Origin of the sequence: Massilia pinisoli (assembly GCF_024753285.1) — a bacterium.
GTDB lineage: Bacteria > Pseudomonadota > Gammaproteobacteria > Burkholderiales > Burkholderiaceae_D > Telluria > Telluria pinisoli.
Genome location: NZ_JANUGW010000004.1, coordinates 59,415 through 74,541 on the forward strand (window position 1 = coordinate 59,415; position 15,127 = coordinate 74,541).

The window sequence follows — 15,127 nt, forward strand, 5'->3', positions numbered from 1 at the left end:
CCATCTTGCTAAGCAGTGGCGCACGCATATCGTGTCCCGGCATACCCGGAATCCGCCGGTGGAATGAGGGGCCGGCAGCCATGCGCTACACTGGTCGCCTGTATCCATTTCATGATCCATCGCGGAGATCCCATGCTGAACGACCAGCTGCGCCACCTGCTGCAGGCGATGCCGAAAGCAGAATTGCACATCCACATCGAAGGTTCGCTCGAGCCCGAGCTGATTTTTGAGTTAGCGCAAAGGAATCGTGTGTCGCTGCCGTATGCATCCGTTGAAGCGTTGCGCCAAGCGTACGCTTTCACCGACTTGCAGTCTTTCTTGGACATCTATTACGCCGGCGCAAGCGTGCTGTTGACCGAGCAGGACTTCTACGACATGACGATGGCGTATCTCGTACGCGCCGCCGCCGACAACGTCCGCCACGCCGAAATCTTCTTCGATCCGCAGACGCACACGGCGCGCGGCGTGCCGTTCAAGACGGTCATCGACGGCATCTGGCGCGCCTGCCAGGAGGGCCCCATCAGCGCCACCTTGATCATGTGTTTCCTGCGCCACTTGTCCGAGGAAGAAGCCATTGCAACCCTGGAGGAAGCGCTGCCGTTCCGCGACAAGATCATCGGCGTGGGCCTCGATTCGTCCGAGGTCGGCCATCCGCCGGAAAAATTCGCGCGCGTGTTCGAACGCGCGCGCAACCTGGGCCTGCATCTCGTCGCGCATGCGGGCGAGGAGGGGCCGCCGGCCTACATCGAGAGCGCACTCGACGTCGTCAACGTCGAGCGCATCGACCACGGCGTGCGCTGCCTCGAGGACCCCGCACTGGTCGAGCGCCTCGCGCGCGAGCGGATGGCGTTGACCGTATGCCCGCTGTCGAACATCAAGCTGCGCGTGTTCGACGTGATGGGCGACAGCAATCTGCGGCGCCTGCTCGACGCCGGCCTCGTCGCCACCGTGAATTCGGACGACCCCGCGTATTTCGGCGGCTACGTCAACGACAACTACCTGGCCGCGTTCGACGCGCTGCCGCTCGACGCGGGCCACGCGCGCCAGCTCGCGAAGAACAGCTTTGCCGCAGCCTTCGTCGAACCGGACCGCAAGCGCGCCTGGCTCGCCGAGGTCGACGCGTTCTTCGACGCCGCGCAGGCCGCATGACATGCTGAAGCAATCGCTGCGGATGACGATGCGCGACTGGCGCGCGGGCGAATTGCGCTTTCTGCTGGTGGCGCTCGTGGTCGCGGTGTCGGCGCTCGCCGCCGTCGGCTTCTTCGTCGACCGCATGCGCGCTGGCCTGAACCGCGATGCGCGCCAGCTGCTCGGGGCCGACCTGCTCGTGAACGCCGACCAGCCGCTGCGCCGGGACTGGCGCGAGGAAGCCGTGCGACGCGGGCTCGTGCTGGCCGACACGATCACGTTTCCCAGCATGGCGCAGGCGGGGCAGGGCGACGCGTCGCAAGCGTTGCTCGCATCCGTGAAGGCCGTGTCGCCGGGCTATCCGCTGCGCGGCGCCATGCGCGTGACGACGAGCACCGACGACGCGAGCGAAGCCCTCGGCGACGTCACGCACGACACGCCCGCGCCGGGCACGGTGTGGGTCGACGTCAACCTGCTGCCGCCACTGCGCGCGAAGGTCGGCTCGACGATCCAGCTGGGTGACAAGAGTTTTAGAATCGCGCGCCTGATCGCGTCGGAGCCCGACCGCGGCGCGTCGTTCGCCAACTTCGCGCCGCGCGTGATGCTGGCGCTCTCCGACCTGCAAGCCACGGGCCTCGTCGACAACCTTGCGCGCGTCACGTACCGCATGCAGGTGGCGGCGAAATCGCCGAACGACCAGGCCGCGATCGCCGGATACGAACGGTGGCTGCGCGGCAGGATCGCAGCCGACAACGTGCGCGGCGTGCGCATCGAGACGCTGGAAAACGGCCGCCCCGAGATGCGCTCGACGATCGACCGCGCCGAGCGTTTCCTGTCGCTCGTCGGGCTGCTGTCGGCGATGCTTGCCGCCGTGGCCGTCGCGATGGCCGCGCGCCGTTTCATGCAGCGTCACCTCGACGCCTGCGCCATGCTGCGCTGCCTCGGCATGACGCAGAACGAGGTCGGTACGCTGTTCCTCGTCGAGTTCCTCATCGTCGGCCTCGCGGGCAGCGTGCTCGGGGTGCTCGTCGGTTTCGGCGCGCACTTCGTGCTGCTCGAGATGGTCAAGGGCCTGATCCCGACCGAGCTGCCGCCCGTGTCGGCACTGCCCGCGCTGCAGGGTATCGCCACCGGCCTGCTGCTGCTCGTGGGCTTCGCGCTGCCGCCCGTGCTCCAGTTGCGCAACGTGCCACACAACCGCGTGATCCGGCGCGAGCAGGATGCACCGAAGCCGCTCGCGCTGGCCACGTACGGCCTCGGCACCGCCGTCTTCGTCGCGTTGCTGCTATGGCAGGCCGGCGACCTGCAGCTCGCGCTGCTGACCGCGGGCGGCTTCATCGGCGCCTTCGGCTTGTTCGCGCTCGTCGGCTGGCTGGCGCTGCGGGGTGTGCGCAGCGTGCGCGGCGCGTTCCGCCACCAGGCGTGGCGCTTCGCCATCACGTCGCTGCAGCGGCGGCCCGGCGCGACGGTCGTGCAGATCGTGTCGCTGTCGCTGGGCTTGATGGCGCTGCTCGTACTGACGGTCGTGCGTGGCGACCTGATGGCGGCGTGGCGCACGGCCACGCCGCCCGATGCGCCGAACCGCTTCATCATCAACATCCAGCCCGACCAGCGCGACGGCGTCGCGCGCACGATCCGCGCGGCCGGCGTGCGCGACGTCACGTTGTACCCGATGATCCGCGGCCGCCTCGTCGCCGTGAACGGCAACGCGGTGACGGCGACCACGTACACGGACGAGCGCGCGAAAGGCCTCGCGGAGCGCGAATTCAATCTGTCGTCGACGGCTGCGCTGCCCGCGGCGAACGAGATCGTGCAAGGCCGCTGGTATCGCGACGCGCCAGGTGTGGCCGAAGCGTCGGTCGAGCAGGGCCTTGCGCGCACCTTGCGCCTGAAACTGGGCGACACGATGCGCTTCGACATGGGCGGCCAGATCGTCGACGCAAAGATCACGAGCCTGCGCAAGCTGGAATGGGGCTCGATGCGCGCGAACTTCTTCGTCATCGTCAACCCGGCCGCCATGCGCGACGCGCCGACGACGTACATGACGGCGTTCCACCTGCCGGCGCGCGGCATCGGCCTCGCCAACACGCTGACGCGCGCGTGGCCGAACCTCACGGTCATCGACGTCAGCGGCATCCTGCGCCAGGTGCAGGACGTGCTCGACCAGGTCGTCGTTGCGGTGGAATTCCTGTTCCTCTTCACATTGGCCTCCGGCGTGCTCGTGCTGTACGCGGCGCTGATGGGGTCAACGGCCGAGCGCACGCGCGAAGCGGGCCTGCTGCGCGCGCTGGGCGCCACGCGCAGCCAGCTGGCGCAGGCGCAGCGCATCGAGTTCGTGCTGGTCGGCGGCCTGTCGGGCCTGCTGGCGGCGTCGGGCGCGGCGGCGCTGGGCTGGGCGCTGGCCGAGTACCAGTTCAAGTTCCCGTGGACGTTCGATCCGACCGTCTGGATCGCGGGCCTCGTCGCGGGCGCCGTGTGCGCGCTGGTCGGCGGCTGGCTCGGGTTGCGGAATGTGTTGCGGCAGCCACCATTACAAACGTTGCGCGAGGCATGATGGTAGGGTGGACGGCTGTACCGTTGCCGTTCGAATTATCGCGTGGTAACCGCCGTCCACGCGTTCAACGAACATTGATACATTGCGGTGTTGTTACGTAGGTTGAACGCGTGGACGGCAGAGCCGCCCACCCTACACGCGAGGCGTCTGCTGCGCTATCATGAACGGATGTCCGATACCAACGCACCCCAAGATGCCCAGGACGCGCAGGAAGAGACTCGCAGCCTGTACGAGATCATCGGCGGCGAAAGCCGCCTGCGCGAACTGGTCGACCGTTTCTACGACCTGATGCAACTCGAGCCGGATTTCGCCGGCATCCACGCGATGCACCCCGTCCCCAACGACAGCTCGCGCGAGAAGCTGTTCATGTTCCTGTCCGGCTGGATGGGCGGGCCGAACCTGTTCATCGAACGTTACGGCCACCCGATGCTGCGCGCGCGCCACCTGCCGTTCGCGATCGGCACATCGGAGCGTGACCAGTGGCTGCGCTGCATGGCGATGGCGCTGGAAGATCTCGGCTACGACTACGACCTGCGCCTCGCGCTGATGCAATCGTTTTACCAGACGGCCGACTGGATGCGGAACCGGGCTCACTAAATGTCGACCCTGGAATTCATCGTGCTCGCGGTGGCGCTGCTGGCCGTGCTTGGCCTGCAGATCGTCCTGCTGACTCGCGCGCGGCGCGGCGGCGACGAGCGCCACGCATTCGAACGACTGGAGCGCGAACTGCGCCAGGAACTGCAGGCCAGCGCGCAGGCGACGCGCCAGGAACTGGCCGCGCACCTCGCGCAGAACCAGGCCGCCACCGTGCAGCAGCTGGACGGCATGCGCCAGCAGACCCAGTTGAATTCCCAGGGCGGCCGCGAGGAACAGGCGCGCGCGCTGAAGCGCTTTTCCGACACATTGAACGGCGCGCTCGCGAACCTGACGGAATCGAACGCGCAGCGCATGCTCGAGATCCGCGCGACGCTCGAGACGAAGATCCGCGACCTGCAGGCCGACAACGCGCAGCGCCTCGAAGAGATGCGCCAGACCGTCGACGAAAAGCTGCACGCCACGTTGGAGACGCGCCTGACGGAATCGTTCCGCCAGGTGTCCGACCGGCTGGAAAAAGTCCATCAGGGCCTGGGCGAGATGCAGCAGCTGGCCGTCGGCGTGGGCGACCTGAAACGCGTGCTCGTCAACGTGAAGACACGCGGCACGTGGGGCGAGGTGCAGCTGGAGATGCTGCTCGAGCAGATACTCACGGTCGACCAGTACGCCAAGAACGTCGAGACCGTGCGCGGTTCGAACGCGCGCGTGGAATTCGCGCTCAAGTTGCCGGGTGTCGTCGACGGCGGCCCGCCGTTGTGGCTGCCGATCGACGCCAAGTTCCCGAAAGAGCAGTACGAACGTCTGCTGGAAGCGGCCGAGCAGGGCGATGCCGACGGCGTCGCGCGCGCGGGCGCGGAGCTCGAACGCGCGGTGCGCGGCGAGGCCAAGACGATCTGCGAAAAATACGTGGCGCCGCCGCAGACGACCGACTTCGCCATCCTGTTCCTGCCCACCGAGGGCCTGTACGCGGAAGTGATGCGTCGGCCGGGCCTTGCCGATGACCTGCAGCGTTCGTTACGCGTGACGATCGCTGGGCCATCCACGTTGGCGGCGCTGCTGAGCAGCCTGCAGATGGGTTTCCGCACCTTGGCGCTGGAAAAACGCTCGTCGGAAGTGTGGCAAGTGTTGGGTGCCGTGAAGACGGAATTCGGCAAGTTCGGCGACGTGCTGGCCCAGACCAAGCTCACCTTGGAACGCGCGGCGAAGAACATCGAAAGCGCCGAGGTGCGCAGCCGGCAGATGGCGCGCAAGCTCAAGTCCGTGGAAGCGTTGCCGAGCGAGGCGGCGCAACTGATGCTGGGCCCTTCGCATACCGAGGACGAGTAGGGTGGACGGCTCCGCCGTCCACGCGTTCAACGACGATTTGATCCCTCGCACCGTCCGGGATACCGGCACGCGCATACTGCGCCGATGTCCCGCTTCCGCCGTGCCGACGATGGCACTACCTTTTTCTTTACGGTCGTCGCGTACGAGCGCCGCCCAATACTGTGCGATACCGTGATCCGGACCGCACTGCGCGACGCAATCCGGGCCGTTCGTGTATCGCAACCGTTCTCGATCGATGGCTGGGTCCTGCTGCCCGATCATCTGCACTGCATTTGGACGCTTCCACCGGACGATACCGGCTTTTCGCAACGGTGGTCACAGATCAAGCATCGGGTGTCATACGCATGTGGGGACCGATATCGGATGCGAGGGAGCGATGCCCAGGCGCGGCGCGGCGAAGCCACGATATGGCAACGTCGATTTTGGGAACACCGTATTCGAGACGACATCGATATGCAGCGGCATCTCGATTACATTCATTTCAATCCGGTCAAACACGGGTACGCCGAGACAGCGGTGGCGTGGCCGTATTCGACGTTTGGGCGATATGTAAATGCGGGCGTGTATGAGGCGGATTGGGGTGGGACGGACGAAGTGAAGAGGTTGGAGTTCGAATGACGTCGCGGTCGTTCGAGTGGTGGTTGGACGCGTGGACGGCGGAGCCGTCCACCCTACCTAGATCAGGCCTTCGAACAGTAAGACGTCTACCATGTCACCCGCATGCACGGTGCCTTGTTCATCATGCAGCACCACCATGCAATTCGCCTCCGACATCGACCGCAGGATGCCCGACCCCTGCGATCCCGTGATCGTGACGGTGGGCTGGCCGTCGGCGGCGCGGGCCAGGATGCCGCGCTGGTATTCCGTGCGGCCCGGCTTCTTGCGGATCGTCGCGGCCGCGCGGGCGCGCACGAGTTCGAGCGGCGCGTCGGCACCCATCATGCGCAGCAGCGCGTCGCGCGCGAAAAAGTAGAACGACACCATCACGGCCACCGGATTGCCCGGCAGCCCGAACAGAAAGGCGCTGCGGCCGTTCGAGTGGATGCGGCCGAACGCCAGCGGGCGGCCCGGGCGCATGCCGATCTTCCAGAACGTCACGTCGCCGAGGCGCGCCATGATCTGTTTCGTGTAGTCGGCCGCCCCCACCGACACGCCGCCCGACGTGATGATGGCGTCCGCGTTTTCGCACGCGTCGCGCAAGGCCTGCTCGAGCGCCTGCGGATCGTCGCGCACGACGCCCATGTCGATCAGGTCGCAGCCCAGGCGCTGCAGCATGCCGTAGATCGTGTAGCGGTTGCTGTCGTAGACGCAGCCTTCATCCAGCGGCTGGCCGATCGAGCGCAATTCGTCCCCGGTCGAGAAGAACGCGACGCGCAGCCGGCGCTGCACGGGCACTTCGGCCACGCCCAGCGATGCGAGCAGCCCGAGGTCCGCGGGACGCACGACCTTGCCGGCGCGCAGCGCGGCGCTGCCGGATTGTAAATCCTCGCCGGCCAGGCGGCGGTTGTCGCCGGTGCGGATCGTGCCCGGCGCGATGACCATCGTGTCGCCTTCGACGCTGACGAATTCCTGCGGCACGACGCTGTCGCAGCCGGCCGGCATGACGGCGCCCGTCATGATGCGCACGCATTCGCCCGGCCGCGGACTGCCCTCGAACGCGCGGCCAGCGTACGCGGTGCCGATCACGGTGAGGCGCGCGGGCGCATCCGCTGGCAGGTCCGATCCGCGCAGCGCGTAGCCGTCCATCGCCGAGTTGTCGTGCGACGGCACGTCGATCGGGGAGATGATGTCGGCCGCCAGCACGCGCCCCAGTGCCGCGCGCAGCGCCACCATTTCCGTCGCGCGCACGGGCGTGACGAAGTCGCGGATGATGCGCTGGGCGTCGCGCACGGGCAGGGCGTCCGGGTCGTAGGCGGACAGGCAACTCACGACGTCGGCCAGGCGCGGCGGCCTGGTCGAGGCGGTATCCAGCGTGTGCAACTCGTCCAGCGTGTTGATGTTGCGGAAGGCGTCGGCGTCGTCGAACGCTACTTCCGCCACCTTGATCTGCGGGTACCAGCCGTCCATGCGCCGGCCGCCGCCGTCCAGATAGGCCGACAGCACGGGCTCGAGACTCGTCTTCAGTAGGCAGAACACGGGATGCACCTGGCGCCGGCCGCTTTCCTCGGTGACGGCGACCGCGAGGTCTGCACCGGCCGTCCTGATGCCGTCATGCAGGCGCTCGGCCAGGTCCGCCGGCAGGAACGGCGAATCGCAAGGCGCCGTGAGCAGGTACGTCGTCGCGCAGCGGCGCAGGCCCGCCTGCAGGCCCGCAAGGGGGCCCGCGTAATCGGGCGTCTCGTCCGGCCACACGGGCACGCCGTACGCGGCATACGTATCGTGGTTGCGGTTGGCGTTGATGGCAACCGTCGCCACCTGGGGCTCGAGGCGCGCCAGCACGTGTGCGGCCATGGTCGTGCCGCCGAAGGGCTGCAGGCCCTTGTCGACGTGGCCCATGCGCGTGCCGCGGCCGCCGGCGAGGATCAGGCCGCTGATGGATTCCTTGTTCATATTGTTATCCGCCGATGTAGGACATTTCGATTTTTCGTGCGCTCTCCGCACGCTGGGAGAGGCCGGCCGTGTTGACGGTGCGGGTTTCGGAATAGCGGTCGTCGCGCGCGCGCCAGAGCCGGGCGATGGCCGTCTGCATTTCCTCGTCCGTGCGGCCGCCGCGCAGCAGCTCGCGCAGATCGTGGCCGCGCGTCGCGAACAGGCAGGTGTACAGCTTGCCCTCGGTGGACAGGCGGATGCGCGAACAGTCGCGGCAGAACGCCTGCGTGACGCTGGAGATCATGCCGACTTCGCCGCCGCCGTCGACATAGCGCCAGCGTGCGGCGGTCTCGCCGGGGTAGTTGGCGCCGATCGCCTCCAGCGGCATCTCGGCCGAGATACGGCGCACGACTTCGCTCGACGGCACGACTTCCGTCATGTTCCAGCCGTTCGATGCGCCGACGTCCATGTATTCGATAAAGCGCAGGATGGCGGGCGTGCCCTTGAAATGGCGCGCCATCGGCAGGATCTGGTCGTCGTTCATCCCGCCCTTGACGACCATATTGACCTTGATGGGACCGAGGCCCGCGGCATGGGCGGCATCGATGCCGGTCAGGACGTCGGCCACGGCGAAGTCGACGTCGTTCATGCGCTTGAAGACGGCGTCGTCGATGGCGTCGAGCGAGACCGTCACCCGGTCGAGGCCCGCATCTTTCAAGGTCTGTGCCTTGCGCGCCAGCAGCGAGCCGTTCGTGGTCAGCGTGAGGTCGAGCGGGCGACCGGACGGCGTCTCGATGGCGCGCAGCTGTTCGATGAGGCGTTCCAGATTCTTGCGCAGCAGCGGCTCGCCGCCCGTGAGGCGGATCTTTTCGACGCCGTGCGCGACGAACAGCCGCGCCACGTGCGCGATCTCTTCGAAGTTCAGCAGCGCGGAGTGGGGCAGGTAGGCGTAGTCCTTGTCGAAGACTTCCTTCGGCATGCAATACACGCAGCGGAAATTGCAGCGGTCGGTGACCGAGATGCGCAGGTCATGCAGCGGGCGTCCGAAGGCGTCGGCGAGCAGGCCGTTCGGTGTCTCCAGCGTGTCGGGGACGGCCAGCGCGGGTGCGCGCGCGTCGGCCATCATGATGATTTTTTCAGCCATGCCAATACGATAGCAGAAGGCCGGCCAGGGCGCAGGCCAGGATGGTCTTGATCGTTCCGGTTCTGTAGCGCAATAACGCCACCGCGGCGGCCGCGCCGATGGCGATCGCGTCCCAGCGCGGCGCGCCGTGCGCGACGAAGACGTGGGCGCCGAAGAACACGGCCAGACTCGCGATGACGCCGACGACGGCTGCCGAGATTGCCGTGAGCGGCGCCGTCAGCCGCACGTCGTCGCGCGTCGATTCCACCAGTGGCCCGCCCGCGAGGATGAACACGAACGACGGCAGGAACGTGAAGAACGTCACGACCGAAGCGGCCGCAGCGCCCGCGAGAAAGCGCGCGCCGGGACCGAACAGCGCATGCGTCCAGCCGCCGACGAAGCCGACGAACGCGACGATCATGATCAATGGGCCGGGCGTCGTCTCGCCCAGCGCGAGGCCGTCGATCATCTGGCCCGCGTCCAGCCAGTGATATTGCTCGACGGCGTGCTGCACGACGTAGGGCAGCACGGCATAGGCGCCGCCGAACGTCAGCAGCGCCGTCTTGCCGAAGAACGCGGCCATGCGCGGCAGTTCGCCGTCGGGCCCGTAGACGAACGCCAGCACGCCCCAGGCCGCAAACCCGATGGCGCAGCCGGCCGCGCCGACCGTCGCCAGGCGCCGCCAGCCGAAGCGTGCGTGCGCAGGCGTCGGTGTCGTGTCGTCGATCACGGCCGGCGGATGCGGCGTGCCGTCCTTTGCTGCCGCGTGGGCGCCACCGATGTCGAACAGCGCCGGGCGCAACCGTCCGCCGACGAGCCCGACGGCCGCCGCGCCCAGCACGATCAACGGAAACGGCACGCCGAGGAGGTCGATGCCGACGAATGCCGCGAGCGCGACGCTGACCAGCACGCCGTTCCGCAAAGTGCGGCTGCCGATGCGCCACGCCGCCGCCAGCACGATGGCGACGACGGCCGGCTTGATGCCCGCCATGATGCCGGCGACGGCGGGCAACTGGCCCCACGCCATGTAGATCCAAGACAGCGCGATGAGCACGAGCAGCGACGGCAGGACGAACAGCACGCCGGCCGCGATCCCGCCCGGCACGCGGTGCATCAACCAGCCGATGTAGATGGCCAGTTGCGTCGCTTCCGGCCCCGGCAGCACCATGCAGTAGTTCAGCGCGTGCAGGAAGCGCCGCTCGGAAATCCAGCGGCGCCGCTCGACGAGTTCCGCATGCATCATGGCGATCTGCCCGGCCGGCCCGCCGAAGCTGATGAACCCGAGTTTCAACCAGTAGCGCAGGGCGGTGCGGAAGGGAATGGATGCGGGCGGCGCGGACAAGGTCGATGGGCAACGTTGAAAGATTGCCCATCTTACACGCATCAAACGGATGCGCGATGGCTCACTTCGACGAGCACGCCGCCCGGCGCATGGACATAGAACAAGGTCGCGCCGCGCTGGAACGACACGGGCGGCAGGCCGTCCATGCCGGCCGCCTGCATGCGTGCATGGGTGGCGTGCACGGCCGCTTCGGAATCGACGACGAAGCCGACGTGGAACGTGTCGGGGAAATCCTGCGGGCCTTCGGCCCTGCGGCGCGTGAGGACGAGCGCGAATCCGCCGCTGCCGATCAGCAGGGCGAAACCGTTATTGCCGCGCGTTTCGCAGAGGCGGAATCCGAAATGGGTCGTGAAGAAGGCGGCCGTCGCCGCGACGTCGGGGACGGGAAGGTCGAGATGGTTGAGTTGCATCGCATGCTCCGAAGAGTGGGTTCGCTCGGAGCGGATGCATTGCATGCACGCGCGAACGAACCCGTTGGGCGCTGGGCGCCGGACGGTTCGTCGCGGGTACTCATGCTCGGACGCATGGAACAGAGCCTCACGCCAGCGGCGGCGCGAAGGGATCGGGCTTACCAAATCCGACCCTGCCTTTTTCGACGCCGCCATCGTAGCACAGACGGCGCTGCAATAAAAAAAGGGAAGCACGCGGCTTCCCTTTTCATTGCGTCGCTTCGCTTATTGACGCGTATCCACCTGGATCAGCGGCTCGTCGACGGGCGGCGGCGCTGCCTTGCGCGTGCGGCGCGGACGTGCCGGCTGCTCAACCTGTGCGGCCGCTTCCTGGGCGGCCCGCAGCTTTTCCGGATCCGTCGATGCCAGCGTCAGGCCGGCTTGTTCCAGCAGCTCGTTCAGGTCGGCAGGAGCGGCGGTCACCGGAGCCGAAGCAACGGAGGGCTGCTCGGCATCGACCGGCGCGGCAACAGGGGCCGGAGCGGGTGCCGCAGCGGGTGCCGGCGCGGCGACCGGGGCAGGCGCTTCGACCGGCGCCGAGACCGCAACCGGAGCCGCAGCGGGTGCCGCTGCCGGCACGGTGGTTTCGACTGGCTGCGCCGCGACATCGTGCGCAGCCTTGCGGGCGACCGCGTCGGCGACGGATTCCGTGGTCGGGAACGGCCACGGCGTCTGGACGGCGGCGTCAGCCTCGACGGCCGGCGCGGTTTGCACGACCGTCTCGGTCGGCGCCGCGGCAGCAGCCTGCTCCTGCTCGGCTTTGACCTGAGCGGCCTGAGCGGCCTTGGCGCGGGCGACTTCCGCCTGCTCGGCCGCAGCCTGTTCGGCGGCCGCTTTCACGGCTGCTGCCTTGACCGATTCCGTCGTCGGGAAGGGCCACGGACCCAGCGCGACGGCCTTGGCCGGCTTGTCTTTCGTTGCCTTTGCCTCGGCATGGACCTTGGCGGCTTCCTCGTCGGCGACCGGCGTGAACGCAGGTGCGGCCTCGCCCTCGGCTACCTCGTGCTCGGCGCCCTCGATCTGGTCGCGGTCGCGGCGATTACGGTTGCGGCCACCACGACGGCGACGGCGGCGCGGCTCGTCGCCCTGTGCATCGGTCTCGAGTTCATCCGCGTTCGGACCGGCGTTCGTCACCGGCTTGAGCGCTTCCGGGATCTCCGGTTCGCCGGCCAGGGTGACGGCCGCCTGGGCCGCCACGGCCTGGGCCGCGTTCAGCTCCTCGCTCTTCGCTTCGGCGACGGGTGCGCGCTCGGCACGCTCGCTACCTTCGCGCGGTTGACGCGGCTGGCGCGGTGCACGTTCCGGACGCTCGCCGCGCTCCGGACGTTCACCTCGTTCCGCACGCTCGGCGCGCGGTGCCTGCGGCTGGCCGTCTGCCGTGGCGGCTGCCTGCTCGCGCGGCTCGCGGGGTTCGCGCGGTTGACGCGGCGGGCGCGGCGGACGTGCCGGCTTGCCTTCCGCCTCGACCGGCTTGGTGCCTTCCTCGACGCCCGCGGATTTCAGTTCGCGGTCTTCGCGCTCGGCGCGGTTCTTGCCGGCGCCTGGGGCATTGCGGCCGCCGCGGCCATTGCGCTGGCCACGGGCATTGCGGTCGCCGCGTTCGCCTGCGGCCGGTGCGGCCTCAGCGGGCTTCGGCGGTGCGACGGGAGCGGGCGGCGGCGCGATCGGGGCCGGACGGGGGAAGAAGAAGTTGCGCAGCTTGGCGAAGAAACCTTCCTCGGCAACAGGCGCGACGGGGATGGCCGCCGCAGCGACCGGCGCCGGTGCCTCGACCGGCTTGGCCGGCTGGCGGTCGACCATCGGTGCCGGCTGGGCCGGGGTGATGGTCTTGACGACGGCTTCCTGGCGTGGCTTCGCTTCTTCCTTCTGGCGCTTGGCGAAGGCCATGTCGGTGTCGGCCGACTCGGCCATCGTGTAGCTGGCGGCGTCGTCGTCCAGGCGCGGATCGTCGTGCTTGATGCGCTCGAGCTTGTAGTGCGGCGTTTCCAGGTGCTTGTTCGGGACCAGGATGACGGTGATGCGGTGGCGCGTCTCGATCTTCAGGACTTCGCCGCGCTTTTCGTTCAGCAGGAAGGCGGCGACGTCGACCGGGACCTGGACGTGGATCGCGGCCGAATTCTCCTTCATCGCCTCTTCCTGGATGATGCGCAGGACTTGCAGGGCCGACGATTCCGTATCGCGGATGTGGCCGGTGCCCGAGCAGCGCGGGCAGGTCACGTGCGAGCCTTCGGACAGGGAAGGACGCAGGCGCTGGCGCGACAATTCCATCAGGCCGAAGCGCGAAATCTTGCCCATCTGGACGCGTGCACGGTCATGGTGCAGGGCATCCTTCAGGCGCTGTTCCACTTCGCGCTGGTTCTTGGCGACTTCCATGTCGATGAAGTCGATGACGATCAGGCCGCCCAGGTCGCGCAGGCGCAGCTGGCGGGCCACTTCGTCGGCCGCTTCGCAGTTGGTGTTGAAAGCGGTGGTCTCGATGTCCGAACCGCGGGTGGCGCGCGCCGAGTTGACGTCGATGGAGACCAGCGCTTCCGTGTGGTCGATCACGATCGCGCCGCCCGAGGGCAGCGGGACGGTACGCGAGTACGCGGTCTCGATCTGGTGTTCGATCTGGAAACGGGAGAACAGCGGCACGTCGTCCGTGTAGCGCTTCACGCGGTGCGCCATGTCGGGCATCACGTGGCTCATGAACTGCTGGGCCTGGTCGAAGATCTCGTCCGTGTCGATCAGGACTTCGCCGATGTCAGGCTGGAAATAATCGCGGATGGCGCGGATGACCAGCGACGACTCTTGATAGATCAGGAACGGACCCGGGGCCGACTTGCCGGCGCCTTCGATCGCGCGCCACAACTGCATCAGGTAATTCAAGTCCCATTGGAGTTCTTCGACGTTGCGGCCGATGCCGGCGGTGCGGGCGATGACGGACATGCCCTGCGGCAGGTCCAGCTTGTCCATCGTCTCGCGCAGTTCCTGGCGCTCTTCCCCTTCGACACGGCGCGACACGCCGCCGCCGCGCGGGTTGTTCGGCATCAGCACGAGGTAGCGGCCCGCCAGCGAGATGAACGAGGTCAGAGCGGCGCCCTTGTTGCCGCGCTCTTCCTTCTCCACCTGGACCATGATTTCCTGGCCTTCGCGCAGGGCTTCCTTGATGGTGCAGTTACGGACGTCGACGCCGTCGCGGAAATACGATCGGGCAACTTCTTTGAAGGGGAGGAAGCCGTGGCGCTCTTCGCCGTAGCTGACGAAGCAAGCTTCGAGGGAGGGTTCGATGCGGGTGATGACGCCTTTGTAGATATTCGATTTCCGCTGTTCGCGACCGGCGGTCTCGATATCGATGTCGATCAGTTTCTGGCCGTCGACGATCGCTACGCGCAACTCTTCTTGCTGCGTAGCGTTAAACAACATACGTTTCATTTTTATAGACTCCGCGACCCGTGGGCCGTTTCATGCCGTCTGCTGACAGAGCGGCGAAAGTACAGGGATGTACGCGGGGAGCGGAGTGTTGGCGGTGGTATGCCCGAGGTGTGGCACGGCATTGCCGGCCACAGGGCGCAGTGGCGTCGAACGTGATTGCCTTGCGCACGAACGTCCTCGCCGGCCCGGGCGGCCCGATCGGGGCGGCACAGGGGCAGGCAAGCGGTGCGACGCAGCCAGACTTTCAGTCGGCACGCAGACCGGGCAGTGAACCAGGCGAATATCAGCCTCGATTCCAGACCGTGATTGCTGCCTGTGGAACCCCGGAACCGCCGGGCCAAGCGATGCTGAAGGGAGCCGCGAACCGGTCCTTGAGGGCTGCGGTGCGTACTGCGCACCTGCATGACCTTCCCGGATCATTGTCTCCAACAACACTGCTACCGCTCACGACGGCTTCTAGGTTCTTACTTCGGGTCGGGCGAAACGGCAAGCGTTATCGACGCCATCACCCGGCGAGCCGACCCGTGGGCCGGCTTGCCGGTACTTATCCTTACAATTCCAAACAATCCAATCCTGCATCCTGTACGGCAACCCGATTGCAACTGCGGTGCAACCCAGGCTCGCACAGGAATGTGCGTACACGTCTAGAAATCCCGTGAAATCCACCG

10 protein-coding genes are annotated in these 15,127 nt (G+C 67.4%); 5 read left to right on the plus strand and 5 right to left on the minus strand.

The features are described from left to right. Nucleotides 1–132 precede the first annotated feature (132 nt). From NX784_RS06615 to NX784_RS06635, 5 genes are all read left to right on the plus strand, one after another. Complete coding sequence (locus NX784_RS06615; protein ID WP_258815870.1) at nucleotides 133–1,149, plus strand: adenosine deaminase; 1,017 nt, start codon at nucleotides 133–135, stop codon at nucleotides 1,147–1,149. A gap of 1 nt (nucleotide 1,150) precedes the next feature. Further along, nucleotides 1,151–3,682 carry an ABC transporter permease gene (locus NX784_RS06620; RefSeq protein ID WP_258815871.1) on the plus strand — a complete coding sequence of 844 codons (2,532 nt, stop codon included), beginning with the start codon at nucleotides 1,151–1,153 and terminating at the stop codon, nucleotides 3,680–3,682. Between the two features lie 168 nt (nucleotides 3,683–3,850). Then, a complete protein-coding gene (locus NX784_RS06625; protein WP_258815872.1) occupies nucleotides 3,851–4,279 on the plus strand; it encodes a group II truncated hemoglobin in 429 nt (142 codons plus the stop codon). Then, nucleotides 4,280–5,602: a DNA recombination protein RmuC gene (locus NX784_RS06630; RefSeq protein WP_258815873.1), complete on the plus strand. Its 1,323-nt coding sequence runs from the start codon at nucleotides 4,280–4,282 to the stop codon at nucleotides 5,600–5,602. A gap of 84 nt (nucleotides 5,603–5,686) precedes the next feature. After that, the gene (locus NX784_RS06635) at nucleotides 5,687–6,220 is read left to right on the plus strand and encodes an REP-associated tyrosine transposase (RefSeq protein WP_258815874.1); all 534 of its coding nucleotides are present in this window, start codon (nucleotides 5,687–5,689) and stop codon (nucleotides 6,218–6,220) included. Nucleotides 6,221–6,277: 57 nt separating this feature from the next. Here the strand turns inward: NX784_RS06635 and moeA are convergent, their stop codons facing one another. The 5 genes from moeA to NX784_RS06660 all read right to left on the minus strand — a co-directional run bounded on the left by moeA (nucleotide 6,278) and on the right by NX784_RS06660 (nucleotide 14,459). Beyond that, a complete protein-coding gene (moeA, locus tag NX784_RS06640) occupies nucleotides 6,278–8,152 on the minus strand; it encodes a molybdopterin molybdotransferase MoeA (protein WP_258815875.1) in 1,875 nt (624 codons plus the stop codon). 4 nt (nucleotides 8,153–8,156) lie between these two features. Further along, a complete protein-coding gene (moaA, locus tag NX784_RS06645) occupies nucleotides 8,157–9,275 on the minus strand; it encodes a GTP 3',8-cyclase MoaA (RefSeq protein WP_258815876.1) in 1,119 nt (372 codons plus the stop codon). Next, nucleotides 9,268–10,638: a chromate efflux transporter gene (gene chrA, locus NX784_RS06650; RefSeq protein ID WP_258815877.1), complete on the minus strand. Its 1,371-nt coding sequence runs from the start codon at nucleotides 10,636–10,638 to the stop codon at nucleotides 9,268–9,270. The genes moaA and chrA overlap by 8 nt, the downstream gene beginning before the upstream one ends. Beyond that, nucleotides 10,638–11,006, minus strand: coding sequence for a VOC family protein (locus NX784_RS06655; RefSeq protein WP_258815878.1), 369 nt, complete (start codon nucleotides 11,004–11,006; stop codon nucleotides 10,638–10,640). Before NX784_RS06655 ends, chrA begins: the two co-directional genes overlap by 1 nt. A gap of 264 nt (nucleotides 11,007–11,270) precedes the next feature. Next, entirely contained in the window at nucleotides 11,271–14,459 is a 3,189-nt protein-coding gene (locus tag NX784_RS06660; RefSeq protein WP_258815879.1) for an Rne/Rng family ribonuclease, read from the minus strand. Nucleotides 14,460–15,127 lie beyond the last annotated feature (668 nt).